The sequence below is a fragment of the Paenibacillus sp. AD87 genome (genome assembly GCF_001659845.1).
In the GTDB taxonomy this organism is placed as follows: domain Bacteria; phylum Bacillota; class Bacilli; order Paenibacillales; family Paenibacillaceae; genus Paenibacillus; species Paenibacillus marchantiae.
Genome location: NZ_LXQN01000019.1, coordinates 85,764 through 111,889, shown reverse-complemented (window position 1 = coordinate 111,889; position 26,126 = coordinate 85,764). Strand labels below are relative to the sequence as shown.

At 48.1% G+C, this 26,126-nt stretch carries 24 protein-coding genes; 23 read left to right on the top strand and 1 reads right to left on the bottom strand.

Annotated features, from left to right (window positions below):
• Window positions 1-22 precede the first annotated feature (22 nt).
• The 5 genes from ispE to gpAD87_RS24205 all read left to right on the top strand — a co-directional run bounded on the left by ispE (window position 23) and on the right by gpAD87_RS24205 (window position 5,115).
• Entirely contained in the window at window positions 23-877 is an 855-nt protein-coding gene (gene ispE / locus gpAD87_RS24225; RefSeq protein WP_064641978.1) for a 4-(cytidine 5'-diphospho)-2-C-methyl-D-erythritol kinase, read from the top strand.
• 98 nt (window positions 878-975) lie between these two features.
• Window positions 976-1,803 (top strand): pur operon repressor, encoded by an 828-nt coding sequence (gene purR, locus gpAD87_RS24220; RefSeq protein ID WP_064641410.1) that lies wholly within the window; start codon window positions 976-978, stop codon window positions 1,801-1,803.
• A 188-nt stretch (window positions 1,804-1,991) separates the two neighbouring features.
• On the top strand, window positions 1,992-2,276 hold the full coding sequence (spoVG, locus tag gpAD87_RS24215; RefSeq protein WP_017691372.1) for a septation regulator SpoVG: 285 nt from the start codon (window positions 1,992-1,994) through the stop codon (window positions 2,274-2,276).
• Between the two features lie 392 nt (window positions 2,277-2,668).
• The gene (glmU, locus tag gpAD87_RS24210) at window positions 2,669-4,060 is read left to right on the top strand and encodes a bifunctional UDP-N-acetylglucosamine diphosphorylase/glucosamine-1-phosphate N-acetyltransferase GlmU (protein WP_371121682.1); all 1,392 of its coding nucleotides are present in this window, start codon (window positions 2,669-2,671) and stop codon (window positions 4,058-4,060) included.
• A 101-nt stretch (window positions 4,061-4,161) separates the two neighbouring features.
• A complete protein-coding gene (locus tag gpAD87_RS24205) occupies window positions 4,162-5,115 on the top strand; it encodes a ribose-phosphate diphosphokinase (protein WP_017691370.1) in 954 nt (317 codons plus the stop codon).
• A 109-nt stretch (window positions 5,116-5,224) separates the two neighbouring features.
• On the opposite strand, the gene gpAD87_RS24200 is transcribed toward gpAD87_RS24205, so the two are convergent.
• Entirely contained in the window at window positions 5,225-5,425 is a 201-nt protein-coding gene (locus gpAD87_RS24200) for a hypothetical protein (RefSeq protein ID WP_064641977.1), read from the bottom strand.
• A gap of 362 nt (window positions 5,426-5,787) precedes the next feature.
• Here gpAD87_RS24200 and pth point away from each other — a divergent pair, with 362 nt between their 5' ends.
• The 18 genes from pth (at window position 5,788) to hpt (ending at window position 26,042) form a co-directional block, all read left to right on the top strand.
• Window positions 5,788-6,348: an aminoacyl-tRNA hydrolase gene (pth, locus tag gpAD87_RS24195; RefSeq protein ID WP_063567548.1), complete on the top strand. Its 561-nt coding sequence runs from the start codon at window positions 5,788-5,790 to the stop codon at window positions 6,346-6,348.
• A 98-nt stretch (window positions 6,349-6,446) separates the two neighbouring features.
• A complete protein-coding gene (locus gpAD87_RS24190; RefSeq protein WP_024633714.1) occupies window positions 6,447-6,677 on the top strand; it encodes an anti-sigma-F factor Fin family protein in 231 nt (76 codons plus the stop codon).
• Window positions 6,678-6,955: 278 nt separating this feature from the next.
• Window positions 6,956-10,483, top strand: a complete 3,528-nt coding sequence (gene mfd, locus gpAD87_RS24185; protein WP_063567549.1) for a transcription-repair coupling factor — start codon at window positions 6,956-6,958, stop codon at window positions 10,481-10,483.
• Window positions 10,467-11,609 carry a peptidylprolyl isomerase gene (locus gpAD87_RS24180; RefSeq protein ID WP_063567550.1) on the top strand — a complete coding sequence of 381 codons (1,143 nt, stop codon included), beginning with the start codon at window positions 10,467-10,469 and terminating at the stop codon, window positions 11,607-11,609. Before mfd ends, gpAD87_RS24180 begins: the two co-directional genes overlap by 17 nt.
• A 318-nt stretch (window positions 11,610-11,927) precedes the next feature.
• Complete coding sequence (spoVT, locus tag gpAD87_RS24175; protein WP_024633717.1) at window positions 11,928-12,470, top strand: stage V sporulation protein T; 543 nt, start codon at window positions 11,928-11,930, stop codon at window positions 12,468-12,470.
• A gap of 189 nt (window positions 12,471-12,659) precedes the next feature.
• On the top strand, window positions 12,660-14,354 hold the full coding sequence (locus tag gpAD87_RS24170) for a putative polysaccharide biosynthesis protein (protein WP_064641408.1): 1,695 nt from the start codon (window positions 12,660-12,662) through the stop codon (window positions 14,352-14,354).
• 249 nt (window positions 14,355-14,603) lie between these two features.
• Window positions 14,604-16,097 carry a nucleoside triphosphate pyrophosphohydrolase gene (gene mazG / locus gpAD87_RS24165; RefSeq protein ID WP_064641406.1) on the top strand — a complete coding sequence of 498 codons (1,494 nt, stop codon included), beginning with the start codon at window positions 14,604-14,606 and terminating at the stop codon, window positions 16,095-16,097.
• A gap of 430 nt (window positions 16,098-16,527) precedes the next feature.
• On the top strand, window positions 16,528-16,800 hold the full coding sequence (locus gpAD87_RS24160) for an HU family DNA-binding protein (RefSeq protein ID WP_017691362.1): 273 nt from the start codon (window positions 16,528-16,530) through the stop codon (window positions 16,798-16,800).
• Window positions 16,800-17,078: an RNA-binding S4 domain-containing protein gene (locus tag gpAD87_RS24155; RefSeq protein ID WP_024633720.1), complete on the top strand. Its 279-nt coding sequence runs from the start codon at window positions 16,800-16,802 to the stop codon at window positions 17,076-17,078. The genes gpAD87_RS24160 and gpAD87_RS24155 overlap by 1 nt, the downstream gene beginning before the upstream one ends.
• Before the next feature lie 179 nt (window positions 17,079-17,257).
• Window positions 17,258-17,542, top strand: a complete 285-nt coding sequence (gene yabP, locus gpAD87_RS24150) for a sporulation protein YabP (protein WP_053778920.1) — start codon at window positions 17,258-17,260, stop codon at window positions 17,540-17,542.
• Complete coding sequence (gene yabQ, locus gpAD87_RS24145; RefSeq protein WP_064641404.1) at window positions 17,539-18,108, top strand: spore cortex biosynthesis protein YabQ; 570 nt, start codon at window positions 17,539-17,541, stop codon at window positions 18,106-18,108. Before yabP ends, yabQ begins: the two co-directional genes overlap by 4 nt.
• A gap of 12 nt (window positions 18,109-18,120) precedes the next feature.
• Window positions 18,121-18,456, top strand: a complete 336-nt coding sequence (locus gpAD87_RS24140) for an FtsB family cell division protein (protein WP_063567554.1) — start codon at window positions 18,121-18,123, stop codon at window positions 18,454-18,456.
• Window positions 18,457-18,655: 199 nt separating this feature from the next.
• Entirely contained in the window at window positions 18,656-19,186 is a 531-nt protein-coding gene (locus gpAD87_RS24135; RefSeq protein ID WP_053778917.1) for a S1 domain-containing RNA-binding protein, read from the top strand.
• A gap of 502 nt (window positions 19,187-19,688) precedes the next feature.
• On the top strand, window positions 19,689-22,196 hold the full coding sequence (gene spoIIE / locus gpAD87_RS24130) for a stage II sporulation protein E (protein ID WP_197521511.1): 2,508 nt from the start codon (window positions 19,689-19,691) through the stop codon (window positions 22,194-22,196).
• Between the two features lie 85 nt (window positions 22,197-22,281).
• On the top strand, window positions 22,282-23,034 hold the full coding sequence (locus gpAD87_RS24125; RefSeq protein ID WP_064641402.1) for a VWA domain-containing protein: 753 nt from the start codon (window positions 22,282-22,284) through the stop codon (window positions 23,032-23,034).
• Complete coding sequence (locus tag gpAD87_RS24120) at window positions 23,018-23,965, top strand: serine/threonine protein kinase (RefSeq protein ID WP_024633727.1); 948 nt, start codon at window positions 23,018-23,020, stop codon at window positions 23,963-23,965. The genes gpAD87_RS24125 and gpAD87_RS24120 overlap by 17 nt, the downstream gene beginning before the upstream one ends.
• Window positions 23,966-24,009: 44 nt before the next feature.
• Window positions 24,010-25,449: a tRNA lysidine(34) synthetase TilS gene (tilS, locus tag gpAD87_RS24115; protein WP_064641400.1), complete on the top strand. Its 1,440-nt coding sequence runs from the start codon at window positions 24,010-24,012 to the stop codon at window positions 25,447-25,449.
• Window positions 25,450-25,502: 53 nt separating this feature from the next.
• On the top strand, window positions 25,503-26,042 hold the full coding sequence (gene hpt / locus gpAD87_RS24110; RefSeq protein WP_024633729.1) for a hypoxanthine phosphoribosyltransferase: 540 nt from the start codon (window positions 25,503-25,505) through the stop codon (window positions 26,040-26,042).
• Window positions 26,043-26,126: the final 84 nt, after the last annotated feature.

The following is a 26,126-nucleotide window of genomic DNA, read 5'->3' as shown; positions in this document are numbered from 1 at the left end:
AAGGTGAGGACGGGTGAACGCCTTGAAAATTTACGAAAAAGCGCCTGCTAAAATCAATTTGATGCTAGACGTTTTACATAAAAGAAGAGATGGATTTCACGAAGTTGAGATGATCATGACGATGGTGGATCTTGCCGATCGACTGGAAATGTCTGAGCTGCCTCGTGACACGATCTTTATCTCTAGTCAGGCGGGATATATCCCCCTGGATGAGAAGAACTTGGCTTTTCAGGCAGCCAGGCTTATCAAAGAGCGTTACGACGTGAAAACCGGAGTTCATATTCATCTGGACAAAAAAATACCGGTGGCCGCCGGACTTGCTGGTGGCAGCAGTGATGCAGCAGCAACGCTGCGTGGATTGAATCGCCTCTGGCGTCTCAACATTCCGGATCAAGAGCTGCAGGAACTTGGAGCAGAACTGGGCTCGGATGTGCCTTTCTGCATTACAGGCGGAACAGCACTCGCCACAGGCCGTGGGGAGAAGCTGACACCGATTCCGAATCCCCCGCAATGTTGGGTGATCTTGGCCAAGCCGCCGATTAATGTGTCTACAGCCGATGTCTATGGACGTTTCCGCAGCGACAAGATTGTTCGTCATCCGAGTGCTGCCAAAATGGAGCAGGCCATTCGCAACCAATCCTTTGCCGAAGTGTGCGGGCAGATGGGGAATGTGCTTGAGGACGTAACGTTGAAGCTGTATCCGGAAGTTCAGCATCTGAAGGATGCCATGATTCGGCTTGGAGCAGACGGAGTATTAATGTCAGGCAGCGGTCCAACTGTGTTTGGACTGGTCTCTAAGGAGTCCAAGGTTGCTCGGATATACAATGGACTGCGAGGCTTCTGTAAAGAAGTATATGCAGTACGCATGCTAACTTAAAATTCGCTTTTATAATGTACAAACACGTATAAAGGTGGTATATTTTTAAATAATTATTCGGATTTGGATGTTTTCCGTGATCGTGAGGATGGATCTCTGTGAAGAAATTAAAACGAAGCGCAAGGCTGGTTGAAATGACACAGTACTTATTGTCTAGACCGCATACGGTTATTCCGTTGACTACATTTGCCGAACGCTATGGAGCTGCGAAGTCGTCGATCAGTGAAGATTTGGCGATTATCAAGGAAGTGTTCGAAGAAGGTGGTTCGGGAGAACTGCATACACTGGCTGGAGCAGCCGGGGGAGTAAAGTGGATTCCAAAGGTGTCCAGAGAACTGGCACTGGCTTTTGCAGAACGACTTTCTACCCAGCTCGCGCAGCCGGATCGGATACTCCCTGGTGAATATCTGTACATGTCCGACCTGCTTGGACAGCCCGCATTGATGAATGAAGCCGGCAAGATTTTTGCAACGGCCTTTGGCAATATGAATATTGATGTGGTGATGACGGTCGAAACCAAAGGGATTCCACTTGCTTATGCGACCGGAGCCCAGCTCAACCTGCCTGTAGTGCTCGTGCGCAGGGACCATCAGGCTACGGAAGGATCGGCCGTAAGTATCAATTATGTATCAGGGTCCCATAAAAGCCTACATACCATGTCCCTATCTCGCAGGGCAATGCGTGAGCACTCCAGAGTGCTCATTGTAGATGATTTTATGAAAGCTGGGGGAACCGTCCAAGGGATGATCGACCTATTGGCCGAGTTTAATGCCACGGTAGCCGGAGTAGGCGTATTAGTAGAATCTGGATCGGTTGATTCGGAGGAACGATTGTTGACGGATTATATATCTCTGGCGAAGCTGACGGCGGTTGATGCGAAGAGCAGACACATTTCCGTCAAGCCTGGCAACTATTTTGACCTGTAGAATCATGACGAATTACATGTCGGGAAAGGTTCTTTTCCATCGACCTGGCACTAACATTGTCGAATTGTGTATTAAATAAAAAAATTCCTGAAATTAGGACATTTTTGTGGTTATAAAAAGAAGGAGTTCGTATGTGCTGTGTGGAATTATACACCAAGTTCTGATGGAAAAAGGTGGTGAACACACACATGCAAATTACGGATGTCAGACTCCGCCGTGTTAACTCTGAGGGGAGAATGAAGGCTATCGCATCCATTACCATCGATAACGAATTCGTCGTTCATGACATTCGCGTCATCGATGGCAATAACGGAATGTTTGTCGCTATGCCGAGCAAGCGGACTCCTGACGGAGAATTCCGTGATATCGCCCACCCGATCTCTTCCGGTACTCGCGAGAAGATTCAAGCAGCTGTTTTGACTGAGTATGATCGCGCAGCAACTGAGGAAGAAGTCATTGAAGAAGGTGCCTGAGAACATTATTGGGGTTCGAAGGAAAAGAGAGCCATGTCTTATGGCTCTCTTTTCTTTTTGACCGGAATAAGATATATTCAGTATTGAGTTTATTCACAGAAGAGCATTTTCGCAGCTTAAATGTTGCAAAATGTTGAAAGAACAAAAAGCGCAGCGTGCGCTTGGTAACAGGGCGGCATCTAGGAATCATGGGAATCGGTTAAGCTCGCAAGTACACGGCGTATACATATAGGTCACGATTTGTTGGTGTCCGCGTTGTTACGCGTGATTACAGAGACAGCAGGCGATGAACAAGACCGGCGCAGGGCCGGCTGAACGTTACTCATCGGATATATACAGGTAAGGTCAAACGATGGGTTTTTCAGAACAGGAGGTCGTAAATTTTGAAAAGAATGGCAATCGTTCTTGCGGCAGGGCAAGGCAAACGGATGAAATCGAAATTGTACAAGGTACTGCATCCCGTATGCGGTAAACCGATGGTGGGTCACGTGCTGGATGCAGCGCTTCGCGCAGGCGTTGAACGCAGCGTCGTTGTGGTCGGTCACGGTGCCGAAGCGGTGCAGTCATTTTTGGGTTCCAGAGCAGAGTACGTGCTTCAGGCTGAACAATTGGGAACAGGACATGCGGTGAAGCAGGTTAAATCTCTGCTCGGCAGTGAAGCAGGGTCAACCATCGTTGTCTGTGGAGATACACCACTTGTGACCAGCGAGACGCTGGAAGGACTGATGAAACTCCATGAGAGCCGTGGAGCAGCAGCAACGGTACTCACAGCTGAACTGGACAATCCCAAAGGGTACGGCCGCGTTATTCGCGGAGAAGATGGTTCTGTACAGCGCATTGTGGAACAGAAGGATTGCACGGAGCAGGAAGATGCTGTGAACGAGATCAACACAGGTACGTACTGCTTCGATAATGCTAAGTTGTTCGCTGCGCTGGAGAAAGTGACGAACCAGAATGCTCAGGGAGAGTACTATCTCACTGACGTGGTTGGCATTTTCCGTAATGATGGAGAAGTGGTGGAAGCCTACATGTCAGATGACATCGCGGAATCCATCGGAGTTAATGATCGACTTGCTCTTTCACAAGCAGAAGCGTTCATGCGTGAACGTTTGGCGGTAAAACATATGTTGAACGGTGTTACAATCATCGATCCGGCATCGACATATATCGGGGCGGATGTTACCATTGGATCAGATACAGTATTGTATCCGGGTACCATACTCAAAGGTACAACTACCATTGGTGAAGCATGCCATATTGGTCCTCAGGCAGATGTGGAAGACAGTATCATTCAGGATGGGGTTACAATTAAGCATTCTGTACTGTCACAAGCCGAGGTTGGATCAGAAGCAACTGTAGGTCCATTTGCTTATTTGCGTCCAGGTACCAAACTGGGCCGTAAAGTAAAAATTGGTGACTTTGTTGAAGTGAAAAATGCTACAATTGATGAAGGCTCCAAAGTATCACATCTCAGTTATATTGGGGATGCTAAAGTAGGGAAAAACGTAAATGTTGGATGCGGGGCAATAACGGTGAATTATGATGGATATAATAAAGCTGTAACGACGATTGAAGACGATGCGTTCGTAGGCAGCAATGTCAATCTGATTGCACCTGTCACGGTAGGAAAAGGCGCATATGTTGTTGCGGGCTCTACCGTTACCCATTCAGTTCCCGACAATGATCTCGCGATTGCCCGCCCACGCCAGGAGAACAAACCTGGATATGCGGAGAAAATCCGTGGTCGTGCCAAAGCCAAGAAACAAAATGCCAAACCCGAATAAGGGGTATTGATATTAAGAATTGCCTCCCGAACATCGGGGGGTGCCGACATGTCGCAGACGCTTATAGATTCCAATGAACCAGCACGGAGGGTTTTTATTTTATGACTTATTTTGATTCGAAATTAAAAATATTTACTTGCAATTCTAACCCCAAGCTTGCCCATCAAATTGCTGATTATATCGGAATTCCTATGGGTGAATCTCACACAACTAGCTTTAGTGATGGTGAGATCCAAGTGAAACTCTCTGAGAGTGTTCGGGGCTGTCACGTTTATATCGTGCAGTCTACTTGCTTGCCGGTTAATGACAACCTGATGGAAATGCTCGTTATGATTGATGCACTTAAACGGGCATCTGCCAAGACGATTAACGTCGTTATTCCGTACTATGGCTATGCTAGACAGGACCGTAAGGCCCGTTCGCGTGACCCGATTACAGCCAAACTGGTTGCCAATCTGATCGAAAAAGCGGGTGCAACCCGTGTAATCGCGATGGACTTGCATGCAATGCAGATTCAAGGATTCTTCGATATTCCGGTTGATCATCTGCTCGGCGTGCCGATTTTGGCTCAATATTTCCGCTCGAAACAGATCGAAAATCCGGTTGTTGTATCGCCTGACCACGGCGGCGTAGTACGCGCTCGGAAACTGGCGGACTTCCTGAATGCACCTCTCGCAATTATCGACAAACGTCGTCCAGAGCCGAACGTCAGCGAAGTGATGAACATTATCGGTAACATCGAAGGTAAAACAGCAATTCTGATCGATGACATCATTGATACGGCGGGAACGATTGTATTGGGAGCGAATGCTCTGATGGAAGGCGGCGTGAAGGAAGTATACGCTTGCTGTACTCACCCAGTATTGTCCGGACCTGCGATGGAACGCTTGGAGAATGCACCACTGAAGGAAGTTATCGTAACGGATACCATTCCGATTACGCATGCTAACCCGACAAGCAAACTTAAAGTGTTGTCTGTAGCACCTTTGCTCGGAGAAGCCATTATCCGGGTTCATGAGGAATTGTCAATCAGCAAGCTGTTTGAAATTGAATAAGGATGTCTGCATAAAGTAGTAGAGGGGTTACGTTTTCCGGATCAATGGAAAATGTAACCCCTGTCGGCGTTCCGTTATATTGGAAGTGAAGCAGTTGCCTGCCGGATTTCTAGTATCCGGGGCGGGAGATAAAACGGAACCGGCGCCGATGAAAAAGAGTGTCGGCAATTTCGACAAATTGATTATCGAAACGTGTGATTAGTCCGATCTCAATATGGGTGTCGCGGTCATATACCTGTACAGGTATATGATATTCCAGATGATAGATAAAATCGCTATGTTGAGTCAGTTGTCCGTTGTCTTCGCGCAAAACCCGCTCACCTTCCTGGGTTGATGAATAAAAGCTGTAAAAATAATATAAGTTGAACTGACGTTTACACCAAAACGGAGAGTGCAGAACCAATCTGAAGAAGCGGAGCGTGCGCCTGAAAGCTTTCTGCAAGAATGCTACTTCGGAAGCATAGGCTATCACCGGATTTTTCCCTTGGATCAAGAGAATAAATAAAATCTGGGGATAAGAGCGATCGAAAGATGGTACTGCTATCGGAGTGATTAGGTGTAATTATCGTTCAAATTATATAACCAATTCGAATCTCACTTTGTTGATATTATATGAAATATAACATTCGAAGTCTATGCTTCACCTTAGGCTGATCCGAAGGAGGGAACAAGATGAAGTGGATTGTCGGCCTCGGAAATCCAGGCCCGAACTACGCTAAAACCCGTCATAATATTGGCTTTATGGCACTTGATCGACTTGCAGAGCGCCATAATATTTCCATAACGCAGAGCAAATGCAAGGCGCTGATTGGAGAAGGTGTAATTGGTGGCGTCAAAACGGTGCTGATTAAACCAATGACGTTTATGAACCTGTCCGGTGAGTCGGTAAGGGCTTATATGGACTTTTATAAAGTTAGTCTGGAAGACCTGATTGTCGTCTACGACGACATGGACACAGAAACAGGCAAAGTCAGATTGCGTTACCAGGGCAGTGCAGGTGGTCACAATGGAATCAAATCCATTATCCAGCATACCGGTACACAGCAGTTTAACCGGGTACGGATGGGAATATCCCGACCAGAACCGGGACATGCCATTGTAGACTACGTACTGTCGAAGTTTATGAAGAACGAAAAGGAAGCGCTCGATCAAACGATCGAACAGACCTGTGATGCATTGGAATATAGTCTGGATCATACGTTTGAGCAGACGATGGCCAAGTTCAACGGATGAACCGCTGCAAGTGACACTGGAAAAATGATCAAGATTCGGGTTCGATTCGGTCTTAATGGGCATACTGGACGTATAAACCATGTTCAGGAGGCATAAACATGTCAGTGAATTATGTGTGTAGGCATTGCCGTACTTTTATTGGACGAATCGATTCTGCCCGGATAACGGAAGCGCAATTGGGCTTTCATTTCTTGACCCCCGACGAGCGGAGGGATATAATAGCGTATAATTCCGGTGGCGATATAACCGTTCGGATTACATGTGATTATTGCAAAGAAGCTCTGGAGTTCAATCCTGAGCTGAGCCTGCTTGCGAGTCCGCTTCAATAATTAACTCGCCCGCAGCAAGAACTTATGACAGATGATGGCGGCTGCGGAATACCGCTCCACCTTTATAGCCTTGGCAGCCTGCTGAGGCTTCTTTTCAGTTGGGATGAAACCAGACTATATCCAAATTAGCCCCCAGCCACATCAAACGGATGTGGCAAAGTAGCGATTAATCCTTTATGATGAAACAGGACAAAAAGGAATTTGTATCCAATTTTTAATGTGGTGAACCTGCGCGCATGCGTGAGATACTCAAGTAAGTTATAAGAGAGGTGCCCCTTTTGTTACAAGCACTTATACAGGCTTTTTCCAAAGATCCGGACTTCGGGTCCATTACGGCCGGGATTACATCCGGCATGAAAGAGCAATTGGTTTCGGGCTTATCCGGTTCGGCGCGTCAGATTATGCTGGCTGCTCTACATCAGGAAATGAACAGACCCCTGCTCGTTGTGACACACAATATGTTTTCCGCTCAAAAAATCGCAGAAGATTTACAGGAAGCGCTTTCACCTGATCAGGTGTTGCTCTATCCTGCCAACGAACTTGTTGCCGCTGAAGCTGCTGTTTCCAGTCCGGAAACATTGGGTCAGCGTATTGACGTGTTGGTCCGTTGCGCCCAGGGATTTAGGGGCGTTGTTGTTATCCCGTTTTCCGGGGTACGGCGCTATGTTCCACTTCCAGAAGTGATGGCTAATGCTCAGATTACAATTAAACAAGGCAATACGCTGGAGCTCGATGCATTCCTGCTGGAGATGGTGAAGCTCGGATATGAACGTGTAGAGCGTGTAGAATCACGCGGTGAGATGAGCGTGCGTGGAGGAATTATTGATTTCTATCCAGTCACATCGTCCATTGCGTATCGTGTGGAATTATTCGACGATGAGATCGATTCCATTCGTACATTTGATCCTGCAGATCAGCGTTCCATTGAACGAATTGACGAAGTAACGGTTCTGCCGTGCAAAGAGTTAATTGCAGATCGTGAACGTATGGAGAAGGCTGCGGATGCGGCCGTTATTTTGCTTGACCAACAGTTGGAGAAAATGACGGACCGGCAGGCAAAGCTGCGTCTGCGAGAAGAAATTCATCGCGAGATCGAACTTCTGCGGGAGCATGTGTATTTCTCCGAAATGTATAAATATATTTCACCGCTCTATCCGGAAAACAAGACGATCTACGACTACATGCCAGAAGATACGTTGCTTGTACTCGACGAGCCAGCAAGGCTCGCGGAGACGTCGAAACAGCTTGACCGAGATGAGTCGGAGTGGAATCTGCATTTGATGCAAAACGGGAAGACCCTTCCAGACCTGCATCTGTCGGCCGATGGGGATGATCTGATATATGAACGTCCATTCCAGACGCTGTTTATGTCCATCTTTTTGCGTCAGGTTCCTCATACCCAGCCGCAGAATATCCTCAACTTTATCAGCCGTGGAATGCAGGACTTCCATGGTCAGATGAACGTGCTCAAAGCAGAGATGGAGCGCTGGCAGAAAGCCGGAGTTCAGGTGCTCATGCTGGCTAACGGTGAGGAAAGACTAGATCGCATGCGTCGGGTACTCATGGACTATGATATCCCTGAGCCGGAGATGCTTATTGGCAACTTGCAAACGGGTTTTGAAATGCCTTCTATTCATCTGGCTGTCGTCACCGAAGGCGAGATGTTCTCACAGAAGCAGCGCAAAGTACGCAAACCGATTCGCAATGTGGACAATGCTGAACGAATTAAATCCTATAGTGAGCTGAAAGTGGGCGATTATGTCGTTCACCAGAATCACGGGATTGGTAAGTATCTCGGGATCGGCACACTTGAGGTTGGCGGTATTCACAAGGACTACATGCATATTCTCTATGCAGGTGGAGACAAACTGTCTGTACCGATTGAGCAGATTGATCTAATTCAGAAATATGTCGGTTCGGAAGAGAAAGAGCCGAAAATATATAAGCTGGGCGGCAATGAGTGGACACGGGTTAAAAATAAAGTCCGCACATCTGTACAGGATATTGCTGATGATCTAATCAAGCTTTATGCGGAACGTCAGACGTCAAAAGGTTTTGGCTTCGACAAAGACTCTGCGGAACAGCAGGAGTTCGAGGACATGTTCCCTTATGATGAGACACGTGATCAGGTGCGTGCCATCGAAGAAATCAAGAAGGATATGGAACAAAATCGCCCGATGGACCGTTTATTGTGTGGGGATGTCGGTTACGGCAAAACCGAGGTCGCTATCCGTGCTGCATTTAAAGCTGCCATTGAGGGGAAACAGGTTGCTGTATTAGTCCCTACAACCATTTTGGCGCAGCAGCATTATGAAACGTTCCGTGAGCGTTTCTCCGGTTATCCATTCAACATTCATGTACTTAGCCGATTCCGTTCACGTAAAGAACAGAACGAGACGGCCAAAGGCATTAAGGCAGGCACTGTCGATATCGTCATCGGTACCCATCGGTTGTTGTCACAGGATCTAGTCTTCAAGGATCTTGGCCTGTTAATTGTAGATGAAGAGCAGCGCTTCGGTGTAACGCACAAGGAAAAACTGAAAAAGCTGAAAACAAACGTGGACGTGCTGACACTGACAGCAACGCCGATTCCGCGTACCCTTCACATGTCCATGCTGGGCGTTCGGGATCTGTCGGTTATTGAGACTCCGCCAGAAAACCGTTTTCCGGTACAGACGTATGTCGTTGAACACAGTCAGGCACTTGTTCGTGAAGCGATTGAACGTGAATTGGCTCGTGGCGGTCAGGTCTACTACTTGTATAACCGTGTTCAGGGAATTCAGGAGATGGCTGCGGAAATTTCCGAATTGGTGCCTGAGGCCAAGGTTGGTGTGGGACATGGCCAGATGTCGGAAACGGAGCTAGAGAAGACTATTTTGGACTTCCTGGATGGTGAGTACGACGTACTCGTCAGCACTAGCATCATCGAGACTGGGGTAGATATTCCTAACGTAAATACTCTGATCGTGCATGACGCGGACAAAATGGGGCTCTCCCAGCTGTACCAGCTTCGTGGACGGGTGGGACGTTCCAACCGGATCGCGTATGCCTATTTCACGTACCAACGGGACAAAGTGCTGACCGAAGTTGCTGAGAAACGTCTGCAATCGATTAAGGAATTCACCGAACTGGGTTCGGGATTCAAGATCGCGATGCGTGATTTGTCGATCCGCGGCGCGGGTAATCTGCTCGGAGCTGAACAGCACGGCTTTATTGCGTCTGTCGGATTCGATCTATATTCTCAGATGCTGGCAGAGGAAATTAACAAACGCAAAGTTACGATGCTCGGCGAAGAGCCGGTGCCATCCGATCAGTGGAACACAACACTGGATCTCAGTATCGATGCGTACTTGCCGTCTGATTATATTTATGACAGTATTCAGAAGATTGAAATTTATAAAAAAGTGGCGGTTATTGCCTCCTTCGACGATGCAATGGAACTGGAAGACGAATTGGTTGACCGATTCGGAGATCTGCCGGAAGCCGTGATCAATCTGCTGGCGGTGGCCAGAATGAAAGTCTATGGCAAGATCTACGGTATTGAATCAATCTCCCAACGCGGAGATGATCTTACAGTGAAGTTCTACGAAGGTCGAGAACATGCATTTGAGCTCTCAAAAATCGCACACATTGGAAATCAGTTCGAAAGACGTGTACAATTTGAACAAGGACCCCATATGCTTATTCATGTCAAGGGCAAAGGGCTTGGGGACAAGCAACTAATGGAGCTGGTAGAGAAATTTCTGGAGTCCATGAAAAGTGCTTTTAAATCAAAGGGGGAACTAAAGGATGTTAGCAAAGTATAAAAAAGTAGGGAAAGTACTGTCTGTGAGTATGGTAGCAGTACTGTCCTTATCACTGCTTGCTGCTTGTGGCAAGAAGGAAGAAGCGAAAACAGAACCGAAGGATACAAGTGCTGTAGTCGCTACGTATGATGGCGGTACAATTACAGCCAATGAATTCGACATGGAGCAACGGGTCATGAAATTCCTCTATCCGGAATATGCACAAATGATGGATATGGATGATTTCAAGGAGTACCTGGTAAAACAGGAAGTTGCTTATGAATATTTGAGTGGAAAAGCAAGTGATGCAGCCAAAACCGAGGGTGCCAAAACAGCGACAGAGCAATTCGACAAAATGAAAGCTTCTGTTCAAGCTGACCAATGGACTGAGATGCTGAAAGCTCAAAATCTGACAGACCAGAACATTAAGGATTACATGACTCGCATCATGACGGTAATTAAGGATAAAGAAACGGGCGTTACTGAAGATGCGATTAAAGCTGAATTTGAGAAAAATAAAGATCAGTTCACAACGGCGTCAGTTCGTCATGTACTGATCAACTTTACTGATCCAAAAACGCAAAAAGAGCGTAAAAAGGAAGATGCTCTGAAACTTGCGAAAGAAGTAAAAGCGAAATTGGACGGCGGAGCAGACTTTGCTGAAATCGCGAAGAAATACTCCGAAGATACAGGTTCTGCAGAAAAAGGCGGCTTGTATGAAGATACACCTGTAGCCAGCTGGGTAGATGCGTTCAAAGAAGCGGCTAAAACACTGCCATTGAACAAAATCAGTGATCCTGTAGAGACTGAGTATGGTTATCACATCATGAAAGTAGAAAAACGTACAGAAGCGGACTACACGAAATTGACTGCTGAACAAAAAGAAACACTGAAAAGTCAATTGGCCGCTGCTGAGATCGACACATTCATGACCAGTGAACTGGACAAAATCGTAAAAGAAGTAAAACTGCCGAAAACAGACAAAGCTGAAGAAGGCACGACTGAGGGTACTACCGGTACAGGAACGGAAAAGGGTACTGAGGGTGAAAAAACCGATGCGGGTACAGATACCAAAACGGATCAAGGAACAACTGGAACCGACAAGGATACAACAACAGGTGAAGGTACAGATACAAGCGGTAAGTAAGATAGCGAGTGCATACATTCAGCAAATACGTTTGTCTGGGTGATACACTGACGCTTCTAATATGGACAACCATACAGAAAAGCAAGGGGGGGACTTAAGGCCTCCCTCTTGCTTTTCCTTGTATCTATGGAGCAAAGTGGGTACATGGTCGCCTTCTGTGGAAGTTTACACAACTATATTCTCCAAAGTATGTATAAGGAAATGGGAACAGATGAATACTATGGTCAAGATATCACACTAAACGTTCTGGGACTTTCCTCTACCCATTAAGGAACAGTAGTTGAAAAATCTTCTCGAGAAAGTGGGGCAACATGTGAAATGAAAGCTACTGGTATTGTCCGCCGTATAGATGACCTCGGTCGAGTGGTCATTCCGAAAGAAATCCGCCGTACGTTACGTATCCGTGAAGGCGATCCACTTGAGATTTTTGTGGACCGCGATGGAGAGGTTATTCTTAAAAAATACTCGCCGATTGGCGAACTTGGTGATTTTGCCAAAGAATATGCAGAATCGCTGTATGAAAGTACAGGCCATGTAACGATGATCTCTGATCGTGATACGATTATTACGGTAGCAGGTGGCTCCAAGAAAGAGTATCTGGACAAGCAGGTAGGTCCTCTGCTGGAGAGTTGTATGGAAAACCGGAAGACGATTTTGGAGACCAACAATGGTTCTTACGAGCTTAGCAAAGATCATGACGAGACGTTATCGTCTTTTGTTATTGCCCCAATCATTTCAGGTGGTGACCCCATCGGAACGGTTATCCTTTTCAACAAGGATGAATCGGTGAAGATGTCTCAGATGGAAATTAAAATGTCCGAGACGGCTGCCGGGTTCCTTGGCAAACAGATGGAGCAATAAATAGCAGATCAACTCCTGGTGCCCAGAGGGCAACCAGGAGTTTTTGCATTTTAGGGAAGCTGTAGACTGTGTGGATGATGTCCTGAAGGGTAGGATGCCTTGAAGGGTTAGTCTGTGCGCCTTTGGACAGGTATAATAGCTAGGTATACTTTGAAGGAATGAATACACGGACATACGCAGGAGGGACATATGAAACAGTTGTCTACAGGCTCAAGATTGCTTCAGGGCGCATTTGTGCTTGGGCTTGCCGCCATTATATCCAAAATCATTGGTGCTTTTCAGAAGATTCCGCTACAGAATCTGGGTGGAGACGGTGTTTTTGGCATCTACAATACGGTGTACCCGTTCTATATGCTCATCATTACCCTTGCTGCTGCAGGGCTGCCTGTGGCTGTATCCAAATTCGTAGCCGAGCAGAATGCTCTTGGTCGACCGGAGGAGGGCAGACGGGTTATACGCTTGTCCTCGTTGCTGCTCGGTGGAATTGGACTGGCGCTGGCCTTGTTGATGTATATAGGTGCACCGCTTATTGGAGATCTGATTGGAAACGGAAGTGTCGTACCGTCCATTCGGGCAGCTTCAATGGCATTGTTGTTTGTACCGGTAATGACAGGATTGCGCGGATATTTCCAGGGGTTGCAGCAAATGGTGCCTACAGCGGTATCCCAGGTGGTAGAGCAAACTGTTCGGGTCACGGTGATGATTGTTCTGTTGTTGTGCCTCATGGGACGGGACGCTTCATTGGAGACCATTGCAGCTGGAGCCATGATTGGTTCAGTGGCAGGAGGGTTTGCCGGGTTAGTTACGATGCTTGGATATGTGTACCATCATCGACGGAATGAAAGGCTCGCTGTTATGAAAAGTACTGAGACAGCTGGGCAAATGGAGAAAACCAAAGAACACCGCAGCGGGGGGAGCAGCCTTCTGTCTGAGGAGCGGCGATCTAACGTTGAGTGGATGAGGACGCTACTGATCTATGCCATTCCGGTCTGTCTTGGATCATTGGCTGTGCCATTGATGAATCTGGTGGATACCTTTACGGTTCCCCGCTTGTTAAGACGAGAAGGGTTGGATGAGCTTCAATCCATGGTGTCCTTCGGAATTTACAACCGGGGCTTGCCGCTGGTTCAGTTGGTGACGATGCTTGCCACGTCGCTGTCTGTGCTCTTTATTCCGGCGATGGCCGAAGCCCGGCTGAAAGGCGGACCAGAAGCCGTGAGGCAGCAAGCAGGCCTTGCGCTGCGCTGGTTCTGGTTGATCGGCCTGGCGGCATCCGCAGGTCTAGCGGTGCTGGCAGGGCCTATTAACCGCATGCTGTACGGTGATGCCGCAGGCACCGAAGCTCTGCGGTACATGGCGCTGACGGCTGCGGGCAGCACCGTCAGCATTATCGCGGCGGCGCTGCTGCAAGGCCTCGGCGCCGTGCGCGCACCCGCGTTCAGCATGCTGGCCGCCGCAGGCGTCAAGGCGCTGCTGAACGTCATGCTTGTGCCGGCGCTGGGCATCAGCGGCGCGGCCCTGGCAGGCGCAGTCGCCTACATGCTGGCGGCTGGCCTGAATGTGGCGCTGCTGGCGCGACTTGTCGCCCTGCGCCCTGCCCCTGGCGCCGTCCTGGCGAAGCCGGCGCTGGTGATCGCCGCCATGAGCCTGGCGGCGGCAGGCACGGCCTGGGCCGCCGAAGCAGTGCTCGGCGGCATCGGTATCGCGGCCGATCGTAGGCTGGCCGCGATGGGCGTGAGCCTGCTAGGCATAGCCGCAGGCTCGGCCGTGTTCTTGCTGGCCGCGGCCCGGACGAGGCTGCTGAGCGCCGCAGAGCTGGCGGCCGTGCCCAAGCTGGGGCCGCTGCTGGCGAAGCTGCTGCGCAGACTGCGTGTGCTGCGCTAACCCTCGCGTTGCGCTGCTACAGTTAGCGCTATGTCAGCCATTCAACCCGGCTCCCACATTAAAGCGGAGCAAAAGTGATTGAATGAGTCACACCGTGTCATATGCAAATGCAATTATAGGATAACGTCTAATTCTGGTATAATACGTTTAATTATAGAGCCCTGTTCTGTACTATGTATGACCCATCCAAGATTGGTTGACCAAGGATGGGGAGTCGGAACGGGATAGTTCGGATGGAGGCTTATAAAGATGAGTGCAGCTTTGACAGTAGTCGGTCTTGGATCTGGAGATGCAGATCAGCTAACGGTAGGAATCATCAAAAAAATGAAACATGCAGCGACGCTGTATGTACGCACACTGGATCATCCCGTGTTGAATGATCTCAAGCAGGAAGGGTTGGAGATGACATCCTTCGATGCCATCTATGAGGCGAAGGATTCTTTTCCGGAAGTGTACGACGAAATTGCAGATCGACTGATTGAGGCCGCACGCAAGGGTGAGCCGGGTACCGAGATCGTTTATGCCGTGCCAGGGCATCCCATGGTCGCTGAAGCGAGTGTACGCCTGTTGAAGGAGCGCTGCCCAGAAATGGGCATTTCGCTGCGCGTTATGGGTGGGGAAAGCTTTCTGGATGAAGCGTTTATTCGTCTTGGATTCGATCCGATTGAAGGTTTCCAGCTTCTCGATGCCAGCAGTCTGAATACGGAACTGGTGCAGCCACAGCTTCATACCTTGATTGGACAAGTATATGATGTGTTTACCGCTTCCGACGTAAAACTGTGCCTGATGGACGTTTACCCTGACGATTATCCGGTATTTGTCGGACATGCCTTGGGTGTACAGGGACAGGAGATCATACACAAGGTGCCGCTGCATGATCTGGATCGGATTGAAGGGTACGGTAATCTCTCATTGATATATGTGCCCAAGAATACGGATGACGCGCTTCGTCGGCGCTCCTTCGCACGACTGCATGAAATCGTGAATATCCTTCGCAGTCCAGGTGGCTGTCCATGGGATCAGGAGCAGACCCACCAGTCGATTCGTAAAAACCTGATTGAGGAAACCTATGAAGTCATTGAAACGATTGATGAAGATGACCCTGATCACATGAAGGAAGAGCTGGGCGACCTCCTGTTGCAGATTTTGCTGCACTCCCAGATGGAAGAAGAGGTTGGCACATTTAACGTGTACGACGTTATCGAAGGGTTGAACGACAAGCTAATTTTCCGTCATCCGCACGTATTCGGTGAACAACAGGCAGAGAATGCGAATGAAGCGTTGCAAAACTGGGAACAGATGAAGGCAGAGGAGAAAAAGCGCAAGGGACAGGATCTACAGCAGACTTCTGTGCTAGACGGTATTCCCCGCGACTTGCCTGCCTTGATGAAAGGGTACAAATTACAGAAAAAAGCGGCTAAAGTTGGCTTCGATTGGGATGACGTGGAAGGTGTCTTTGCCAAGATTGAGGAAGAGCTGGCAGAGCTAAAAGAAGCAGTGCAGCATAACCAGTCTGCGGAAGAACGGAAGCTGGAACTGGGCGATTTACTGTTTGCAGCTGCCAATGTAGCAAGATTTATTGATACCGATCCAGAGGAGGCGCTTGCCGCCACCAATCGGAAATTCATTCAGCGTTTCCAGTATATTGAGGAGCGTCTGCGTGAACAGGGAAGAACTCCATCAGACAGCAATGTCGATGAAATGGAGCAATACTGGCAGGCAGCGAAGAAGGCTGGATTGTAAAGGGTTCTGGCATTTTGGGCGCTGATCCGATATCATTCACATAGGTGAGCATTTTGCATAAATCCAAAGAGCGTCTTTCAATCAGCAAGACATAGATCGAAATGCTTCTATTCGTCTATATCTTGTACCCGGGAGCGAGATGATTCGAATTATGCAAAATGCATAGTGCATCATGCGTATCGTGTCGTCGAAGCATCTCGGTCTGGGTTGCACGAGAAACCGTGTGATTAACGCAGAGGCGTTTCGGGTACTGGACTTAGACTGTTCTTGGGCAGGACCGACAAAAAGTGAAAAAAAGTCGAAGACCGAGGCAGGATTTCAGATGCCAAGCCAGAATACATGTGTAGTAACCTTGCGCGGAGCCAGCAGCAGCAGATCTGTTGTCACGGATTCGCAGATACTTTTTTTTCAATTTGGGAGGCTTTTAAAAATGAACAAAACAGATCTGATTAACAACATTTCCACCAAAAGCGGTTTGACTAAAAAAGACGTTGAGTCCGTATTGAACGGCTTTTTGGGAGAAATTACAGATGCACTTGCCAGCGGAGACAAAGTACAACTGATCGGCTTTGGCACTTTTGAGACCCGCAAACGTTCCGGTCGTACCGGACGTAACCCGCAAACAGGGAATGAAATCGTGATTCCTGAGTCCACTGTTCCTGCGTTCAAAGCAGGCAACAAACTTAAAGAAGCCGTAAAATAATGCGTCTTGATAAATTCCTGAAGGTCTCCCGGCTGATCAAACGCCGCACCGTAGCCAAGGACGTTTCCGAACAGGGACGTGTGCTGGTGAACGGACGTGAAGCGAAGCCAAGCGCCGCTGTCAAAGTGGGCGATGAGCTTACGGTTCAGTTCGGTCAAAAGCTGGTCACCGTGAAGGTGGAACGTCTTGCCGAGAGTACCAAGAAGGATGAGGCGAGTAGCCTCTACACCTTGGTTAAGGAAGAGCCGATCGCCAAGGATAACGGTCTGAACTGGTAACAGGGATGCCTGATATACTTTTATACACATTCATTGCAAAATGAAAAGAAACGCCTTTCCCGTATAGGGAAGGGCGTTTTTGTGTTCAACCGTTATCCGGACATTTGCTTTCATCCAACCTTGGTTCTATTCTGCACTTCTGGTCCATAAGCTAGGGTTAAGAAGGAGGGGTACATGCCATGGTTGAGCAAAGTAAGACGAAACAGCATCATCTGAGCATGCAGAATCGGAAACTGCTGGATCTGACGGGTGTCTCCAATGTGGAGAGCTTCGACAGTGAGGAATTTTTGCTGCAAACTGAACTTGGGCATCTGACCATCCGGGGGCACAATTTACATATCAAAAACCTGAGCCTGGAGGACGGTTTGTTATCCATCGAGGGCACTGTCAGTTCTCTTCAATATCTGGACCCCGGTTCTCAGTCCAAAAATGGTAAAGGCCTGTTCGGCAAGATGTTCCGATGAGTCCGGATACTCAATGGATCACATTGATGTGGATGCTGATGTCGGGAGCTGTGATGGGGATGGCCTACGACAGTTACCGGGTACTGTCCAGTCAGCTGCGGTTCCCGAGATGGAGCGTCCACACGCTAGATCTGTTGTATTGGGTCGCTTCCGCGCTGTTCGTCTTCCGGATGCTGTATGCCGGGAACCACGGACAGCTGCGGTTTTATGTCTTTTTGGGGCTGATTATAGGGGTTTGCTTCTATTTTTGGCTTTTAAGTGTTACAACCCAGCGTTTTGTGGTAATGTTAATTAAACTCGCAAGAACGCTGATTCATTGGTGTGGACATATCCTTAACATCCTGATCGTTATGCCCGCTAAAGGACTATATAAGCTAGTGCGCGTATTATTTGGTTTCGTACTCGCCATACTGTTATTCCTGGGTAAGCTGGTGCTGCAATGTTTGGTACCTTTCGGCAAGTTGTTCCGCTGGATGTTTAGGCCAATCCTGAAACATTGGGTTACGCCACGCTTCCTGATCCGTGCGGGTTCAAGTATCGCAGCGATGTGGAAACGCTGGTTTTAAGGAGGTCCGATAATGGGTAAAACACCTATGAACAAATCAAAAGCTCCAGCAGGTCAAGGGAAATCTGCAGGTGCCAAAAGGCGTCTCATGCTATGGATGACCTTTATGGTTGTGTTTATCATTTGGGCAGGATATACGTTCCTTGTGCAGACTGCGCAAATTTCGGACAAGAGTTCTCATCTGGCTGCCCAGCAATCTTCAAAGGAAGAGACGTTGAAGAAGCTGGATCAATTGAAGTACGAAGTCAGTCGGTTGAAGGATCCCGAATACATAGGACAGCTGGCTCGGAAAAAAGGATACTATCTGCCTGAGGAAACACCAATTCAGGTTGAAGAGTCAGGGAACTGATGTAATTTGGCTCATTATCGAGCAAGGATTGTTATCTATATGTCTGAAGCCGTTATACCGGAAAAAATAGGCTACCTTAAGGGGTAGTGCTCAGTTGACCTTGGTTTGCGGCATAAGGTATAATTAAATTAGCACAGCATTGATTTTGGCATTCAAAAAAATCGGGTTGTATATTTTTAAGGGAGGATCATTTTATTCTATGGCAATTGAAGTGGGCACCAAGTTAGAGGGCAAGGTGACAGGCATCACGCATTTTGGAGCATTTGTGGATCTGTCAGGAGGTGTCACGGGTCTCGTTCACATCTCGGAAATCGCCGACAATTATGTCAAAGATGTCAACGACCACCTGAAGCTTAATGACCTTGTTACCGTTAAGGTCATCAACGTTGACAAGGATGGCAAGATTGGGCTTTCCATTAAGCAAGCTGTTGACAAACCGGTTGAGCAACAAACACAGTCCAGACCCCCAAGAGCTCCTAGACCGGAACGCAGTGGAGGAGATCGCGAACGATTCAGCGGTGGAGGCCCAAGTGGTGGCCAAGGCCGTGGAGGCGGTGGTGGTGGTGGTTTTAACCGTGACCGCGGAGGCCGTTCTTTCAAGCCCGCAGCAGGCAAACCTTCATTTGAGGATAAAATGTCACGCTTCCTGAAAGATAGCGAAGAACGAATCTCTTCGCTGAAGAAGAACACAGAAGGCAAACGTGGTGGCCGTGGAGCCAAACGCGTGTAATCTGGTTCAACCTGATTTAAAATATAAAAAAAACCGTTAGCCTTGGGGCTGACGGTTTTTTTGCGTTTGTTTTTAATTTTGGAGTTTAACCGTTCAGATATAGACAATTAACCGGATTCATAGCCGTTTTTGTAAAGTGAAGCTCCATATCCCCAGTTTTTCTGCGCAAGAAAAAAAGTACATAAGAACATTTGTCGTCTACCATTTTTTACCGACAGATTTCCGTGGCATTCCACAGGTATCCTGCTCAAATCGTGGCGATGACGAAGCGCGTCCGGTTCAAAATCAGACAAGTGCCTTGTCGGCAAGGGTTGTGGCAAATGTATGAAACCACAATAAGGCCGGGGGTTTCGCACCACCGCGCCGCGTCTGTTTCTTTTGTCGTAAAGTTTTTGGACCCTACCCACCAATTGTGACAAACTACGTCTTCTATTCTATCTATAATCAGAACCATCGAGAACGAAACACGAAAATTAAATTAATCGAATGGGGTGCCTTGAGGATGATGGAAAAGTGGAATGTCATTCAATTTCCGGGAATGAAAGCTGGTAAAGGAGGTACAGAAGCTCGGGAGGAGCTGTCGGTACGTCTCAAACAGTGGATTAGCTCCCGCAAGGCCGTCCAGATCGTTGCTGCACGTAAATGGGTGCTGCTTCTTACCTTTATGGGATTTTTGCTAGGTAAGGCCATGATTCTGAATGAATTATCACCCTTTGCGATTGCTTACTTTGCGGTTATCGCCTTCATGCGCAGGGATTACATTATTCCGGTAGGAGCTGCGTTGCTGGCAGGAAGTCTCTTCGCCCCGTTTCCGGTACCTCTGATTGTTGCTTCGGAGCTCGCTATCTTCTATCTGTTGTTCAGAGGACTGGAGTCTTATGACCGCGCTGAATTATCTTATGCGCCAACGATGGTGTTTACGACTACTTTTATGGTCAAGTTATTCGCCGTCGTTATTGGGCCGTCTTTCAGCTGGTACGCCATGCTAATGCTCACGATGGATTCCGTACTCAGCTTTGTGCTTACCTTAGTTTTCATACAGGCCATACCGATCTTCACGTATCGCAAAAAAAAATTCAACCTAAAGAACGAGGAGATCCTCTGTCTGATCATCTTGCTGGCTTCCGTAATGACGGGGGCGGTGGGCTGGACGATCCAGTCCCTGTCTGTAGAGCATATGCTCTCTCGTTATCTCATTCTAATATTCGCGCTGGTGGGCGGAGCCCCCCTCGGAGCATCGGTTGGGGTCATTACTGGTCTCATTCTGAGTTTGGCCGATATGTCGGCGGTATATCAGATGAGTCTGCTTGCTTTTGCTGGCATGCTGGCGGGTATGCTCCGGGAAGGAAAACGTGCGGCGGTTGCTCTGGGCATGCTGCTCGGTTCCTCTATTCTATCCATATACCTGGGTGGACCGGGAGATGTCATGAACTCCTTATGGGAGACATGCGCAGCCATTGTTCTGTTTATGTTAACGCCAAAAAGTATGCTGACGGCCATCTCCAAATATGTTCCTGGCACTCAGGATCACACGAAATCGCAACATGAATATGCCAAGAGAATTCGGGATGTCACCGCAGAACGGGTTACCCGCTTCTCTCAGGTATTCCGTCAGTTGTCACGCAGCTTCGATCAGATGTCCGGCGCGGGGGAGCCGGTACAGAACGAAGGCGGGATGGAACACTTCATGAATGCCGTAGCCGAAGGCACATGTTCGGGTTGCTTTAAGAAGGATCAATGTTGGGATGCGAAGTTTATTCAAACCTATAAATACATGACGGACGTGATGAGTTCCATTGAAGCCAACCCGGAGATGTCAGGCAAGCAGATTCCGGTGGAATGGAACAGGGTATGTGCGAAACCGGAGGAGGTACTTGAAGTGATGCGTGCCCAGTATGGTCTGCATCAACATAACATGCAATGGAAACGTCAGATTATAGATAGTCGACAGCTGGTTGCAGAGCAATTATCAGGGGTATCCCAGGTGATGGAGGACCTGGCGAAAGAAATTCAACGGGAAAGTGAGGAGATGGTACAACAGGAGGAGCAGATTCGGGATGCGCTTGAGTCGTTAGGTCTGTCCATACATTCTATTGAGATCATTAATCTGGAAGCGGGGAATGTGGAAATAGAGATTGTTCATGCCTATACACGCGGATTTGACGAGTGCCGGAAAATGATCGCTCCGCTGATCTCGGATGTACTGGACGAGCATATTGCTGTCTTGAATGAGACCATGCTCGATCCTCGCCAAGGGCTGGCGACAGTCACATTTGGCTCTGCCAAAACGTTTGAGATAACAACCGGTGTTGCTGCTGCCGCCAAAGGGGGAGATGTGATGTCCGGGGACAGTTTCAGCACGGTTGAACTGGGTAACGGGACCTTTGCAGTTGCGCTTAGCGATGGCATGGGCAATGGCGAACGGGCACGCATGGAGAGCAGTGCTGCTCTAAATATACTGGAGCAGTTGTTACAGTCGGGCATGGATGAGAAGCTGGCGATCAAATCGGTGAATTCCGTTCTGATGCTACGTTCTCCTGAAGAAATGTATGCAACAGTGGATATGGCTCTGATCGATGAATATACGGCAGAGACCACGTTTATGAAAATCGGATCGACTCCAAGTTTTATTAAACGAGGGCAGGAGGTTATTCAGGTTTCGGCAAGCAATCTGCCGATTGGTATTATTAAAGATATTGAGGTGGATCTGGTAACCGTACAGCTTCAGCCAGGGGATGTTTTAATTATGATGACAGATGGTATCTATGATGCACCGGGGTATGCCGTCAATAAAGAACTATGGATGAAGCGGCTCATTCAGGAAATTGATAGTGATGATCCTCAGGAGGTAGCAGACTGTCTGCTTGAAAGTGTTATACGTTATCAGCAACATGAGATCTATGATGATATGACTGTAATTGTAGGCAAAATAGAACATTATCGCCCGGAGTGGGCCACATTGAGAGTACCCGGAATAAGCCGGATGGAACGTCCGCGCACTGTCAGTTAATTGCATATTCCTCTGTTTGAAGTCTCTTCATTCTGGCAATGCTAGTCATAGAGTTGGAGAGTAACCCAAAACGGAGGGATATCGGATGAAACAAATCTTGTTGATCACCGACGGTTGTTCCAATGTAGGCCCAAGTCCAGTGCTGGCTGCGGCGGAAGCGCGAGAAGAAGGAATTACGGTCAACGTGGTCGGCGTTATTGATTATGGAACCATTGGTGAGTTAGGTAGTCGGGAGATCGAGGATATTGCCAAAGCCGGAGGTGGAATCAGTCAGATCGTAGGCACAAGACAGCTTGCCCATACGATGCAGATGATGACAAGAAAAACGGTGGTTCAGACCATTCAACAGGCGGTTAATAGAGAGTTAACACAAATTCTGGGAGAGCACGAGCCGAAAACGGTAACAGACCTTGAACCGGCAAAACGTGCGCAGGTCGTTGAAGTGATGGATGATATGGCCGAGACAACACCACTTCAGGTCGTGCTTCTCATTGACGTAAGTGCCAGTATGAAGCCGAAGCTTGCTGCGGTGGAGGAAGGGATTCGCGATTTAATGCTTAGCTTGCAGGCACGTATGGGTCAGAGCCATCTTTCCGTCTTTCATTTTCCTGGGCGACATAGCGGAGAAGAAGCTGTCATGGACATCGACTGGACAGTTGACCCGAGCCGTGTTCGTTCACTATTTGGACGTTTGCAAATGAAGGGAGCGACGCCGACAGGTCCTGCGATTCAAAGGGTGATTGATTTTTACCGTTATGGTACACTGGAGGGACAGCAGGAAATAGAAGGGAACTATCGCATTGAAAGAGAAGGGATGCTCGGTGACAACGTTGTCTGACGCCTCTTTCCCGCCAGGAACAGTCATCACAGGGAAATGGAATCGCAGCCGTTATACGATTCGGAAGCTGCTGGGCAAAGGAGCCAACGGCATCGTTTTTCTTGTCCAGCGGGGTGAGAATGGCAAACATTATGCGCTTAAAATGGGATTTGACCCAGTAGATCTGCAATCGGAAATTAATGTGCTCAAATCTTTTCAATTACAGCGTAATCATGAGGCCCTTCGGCAGAGTGGCATTCCTTCTTATCTGAAAGATGTGGATGACTACGCTATTCGTGGTCGTGATATTCCCTTTTATGTGATGCGTTACGTTCGTGGGGAGTCTCTGCACCACTTCATTCGGCGTCAGGGAACGGACTGGACACTTCTGGTTGGACTCAGACTATTGCAAAAGCTGGCTCAATTGCATCAGGCTGGATGGGTGTTTGGCGATCTCAAACCTCAAAATGTACTGGTATCGGATTATGGGCAGGTAGAACTTATCGACTATGGCGGAGTGACTTCTATCGGCCGGAGCGTCAAGCAGTTCACTGAATGGTATGATCGCGGATTCTGGAATGCAGGCAGTCGAACAGCAGACGGTACCTATGATGTGTTTGCTTTTGCGCTATTATTGATTCATGTACTTGAAGCTGATGCACTCAAAGCGCTAGCTGCAGAGGGATTACCTCAACTGCGAAGTGTAAACCAGCTCACAGCTCTCGTGGAGCGCAGCGAACGTCTCCGCCCTTTTCGAAACTGGACTATTCAGGCATTACGAGGTCAATTTCAGGATGCCGGACACGCGGCTAAGGTCTGGAAAGAGATGATGGCACGCCCTTCTCCTCTTCGTCGCCGTTCCAAAAGTACAACTCCGCGTTGGCTCAAAAATGCATTTGCCGTATCCGTTATATTACTTATTGGGGTACTCATCTATGCACTGCGATTCTGACCTGTGAGAGTGCATATACATAACGTAAGGAATGAGGAACAGGTATGGAAGCTTTACGCTGGAACAAGCTGGTGAATAACGTGCTGGATGCAGCGGAAGAGCATCAGTTATGGGTTCCCGGGGATCGGATTGTCGTCGCAGTATCGGGCGGACCGGACTCGGTAGCTTTTTTGCATATCATGCATGAGATCAGTACCAGGCATGTCCCGCTGGAATTGATCTGCGCCCATGTACATCATGGTTTTCGGATTGAATCCGATCATGAAGCCGAGATGATGAAGGAACTTGCGCACCGACTTGGCATTGCATTTGAATGGGTTAAGGCCGATGTACCTTCTTATATGAAGCTTACCGGTCAAGGCTCTCAGGAAGCTGCGCGCAACAAGCGATATGAGTTTTTGCATGAAGTGGCTGTCAAATACGATGCGGCGAGCATTGCACTGGCCCATCATGCCGACGATCAGGCAGAGACGGTTATGCTCCATTTGCTGCGAGGAAGTGGTCTTTCCGGACTCGCTGGAATGAAGTTTAAACGGCGAGAAAAAAATGTGGAACTTATTCGTCCATGCCTTCGTATAAACAAGACAGACCTTGTAGAAGCTTGTAATACCCAGGGTTTTCTGTATTTTAATGATGAAAGCAATTCCCTGCGTAAATATCGGCGTAATGCCATTCGCTTGGATGTGCTTCCTTTTTTGGGGCAATATAATGGACAGTTGACGCCGTCTTTGAATCGACTTGCCGAAATTGTGGGTGATGAAGACGATTTCATTGAACAAGGTGCATATGACGCATACAGGTGTCTAGTGCAGGCGAACGGCGGAAGGCAAACCTTTGAGGTGCCTTCCTTTTTGAAGTTACATGTCGCTTTACAACGAAGGTTGATTAAACTAATATTGAATTATCTGCCTTTGGACAGTGATTTTGTCGACTTTACCCGTATTGAGACCATTCGCCGTAAGGTAATTCAGCCTGATGCGACGACCTGGAGCCTGGATATAGGACAGACACTCGCCTGCACCCGGGAGTATGATCTGATCTCTTTCGGCATACGGACTGACGTACAGGATCAATCTTACGAATATCGTCTTGCTCAATGGAGCGGAACTTATGAGCTTTCTCTCGCGGAAATCGACCGGCATGTTCGGATCGTTCCGATGAGTCCCGAGGACTATCATGTACCGGAATCGGCGGATCATGCCGCATTTGATGCGGATCAACTGCTTATGCCGCTGGTTGTGCGTTCAAGGTTACCTGGAGATACCATGAAAGTGATGGGATTAAACGGAAGCAAAAAGGTGAAAAATATTTTCATCGATGAGAAAATTCCCCCATCTGTCCGTTCACGGGTTCCCGTGGTATGTGATGGAGCAGGCAATGTCATCTGGTTACCGGGTGTTCGCCGGTCTAGTGTAGCTCCTGTCAGGGAGGATACTTCCGCAATCCTGTACATGACTGTAGGCGATTCAGCGATTCAGGGGTAGTGGTTATGGTTCAGGTAAGGCTTTCATATGTATAACTTAGGAGGTTCGCACAGTTGCAGAACGACATTCAGGAAGTATTGATCAGTGAAGAAGAAATTCAGAGTAAAATCAAGGAATTAGGCGCAACAATAAGTGCCGAATATGCAAATCGCAATCCTTTGGTCATTTGTGTGCTCAAGGGTGCGTTTATATTTATGGCTGATTTGGTTAAGAACATTACGGTACCTGTTGAGATGGATTTCATGGCAGTATCGAGTTATGGCGCTTCCACCAAATCATCAGGCGTTGTTAAAATCATTAAGGATCTGGATGAATCCGTCGAGGGACGCGAGGTTCTGATTGTAGAGGACATTATTGATAGTGGACTCACGCTCAGTTATCTCATCGAGCTCTTGCAGAACCGCGGTGCTGAATCCGTCCGTGTGGTTACGCTATTTGACAAGCCTTCAGGTCGCAAAGTCGAACTTGAAGCTCATTACACCGGCTTTGACATTCCGGACGCATTCATCGTTGGCTATGGTTTGGATTATGCCGAGAAGTACCGGAACCTCCCTTACATCGGGATTCTGAAACCGGAAGTTTACAGCAACTAAAGCTTAAGCTAGTTCCAAGCCCATATCTGTTGGTGGCTTCTGTTGAGAAGCCATGTCGGGCTATGTTAAAATAATTAAAGTGTC

Bases quoted from the DNA above. Each gene is read 5' to 3' on its own strand.
- gpAD87_RS24160 (WP_017691362.1), top strand. From the start codon at position 16,528: ATGAACAAAACAGATCTGATTAACAACATTTCCACCAAAAGCGGTTTG.
- yabQ (WP_064641404.1), top strand. From the start codon at position 17,539: ATGAGTCCGGATACTCAATGGATCACATTGATGTGGATGCTGATGTCG.
- gpAD87_RS24170 (WP_064641408.1), top strand. From the start codon at position 12,660: ATGAAACAGTTGTCTACAGGCTCAAGATTGCTTCAGGGCGCATTTGTG.
- gpAD87_RS24140 (WP_063567554.1), top strand. From the start codon at position 18,121: ATGGGTAAAACACCTATGAACAAATCAAAAGCTCCAGCAGGTCAAGGG.
- yabP (WP_053778920.1), top strand. From the start codon at position 17,258: ATGGTTGAGCAAAGTAAGACGAAACAGCATCATCTGAGCATGCAGAAT.
- spoVT (WP_024633717.1), top strand. From the start codon at position 11,928: ATGAAAGCTACTGGTATTGTCCGCCGTATAGATGACCTCGGTCGAGTG.
- pth (WP_063567548.1), top strand. From the start codon at position 5,788: ATGAAGTGGATTGTCGGCCTCGGAAATCCAGGCCCGAACTACGCTAAA.
- glmU (WP_371121682.1), top strand. From the start codon at position 2,669: ATGGCAATCGTTCTTGCGGCAGGGCAAGGCAAACGGATGAAATCGAAA.
- spoIIE (WP_197521511.1), top strand. From the start codon at position 19,689: ATGATGGAAAAGTGGAATGTCATTCAATTTCCGGGAATGAAAGCTGGT.
- gpAD87_RS24135 (WP_053778917.1), top strand. From the start codon at position 18,656: ATGGCAATTGAAGTGGGCACCAAGTTAGAGGGCAAGGTGACAGGCATC.
- gpAD87_RS24190 (WP_024633714.1), top strand. From the start codon at position 6,447: ATGTCAGTGAATTATGTGTGTAGGCATTGCCGTACTTTTATTGGACGA.
- gpAD87_RS24155 (WP_024633720.1), top strand. From the start codon at position 16,800: ATGCGTCTTGATAAATTCCTGAAGGTCTCCCGGCTGATCAAACGCCGC.
- spoVG (WP_017691372.1), top strand. From the start codon at position 1,992: ATGCAAATTACGGATGTCAGACTCCGCCGTGTTAACTCTGAGGGGAGA.
- tilS (WP_064641400.1), top strand. From the start codon at position 24,010: ATGGAAGCTTTACGCTGGAACAAGCTGGTGAATAACGTGCTGGATGCA.
- mazG (WP_064641406.1), top strand. From the start codon at position 14,604: ATGAGTGCAGCTTTGACAGTAGTCGGTCTTGGATCTGGAGATGCAGAT.
- gpAD87_RS24180 (WP_063567550.1), top strand. From the start codon at position 10,467: ATGTTAGCAAAGTATAAAAAAGTAGGGAAAGTACTGTCTGTGAGTATG.
- gpAD87_RS24125 (WP_064641402.1), top strand. From the start codon at position 22,282: ATGAAACAAATCTTGTTGATCACCGACGGTTGTTCCAATGTAGGCCCA.
- gpAD87_RS24205 (WP_017691370.1), top strand. From the start codon at position 4,162: ATGACTTATTTTGATTCGAAATTAAAAATATTTACTTGCAATTCTAAC.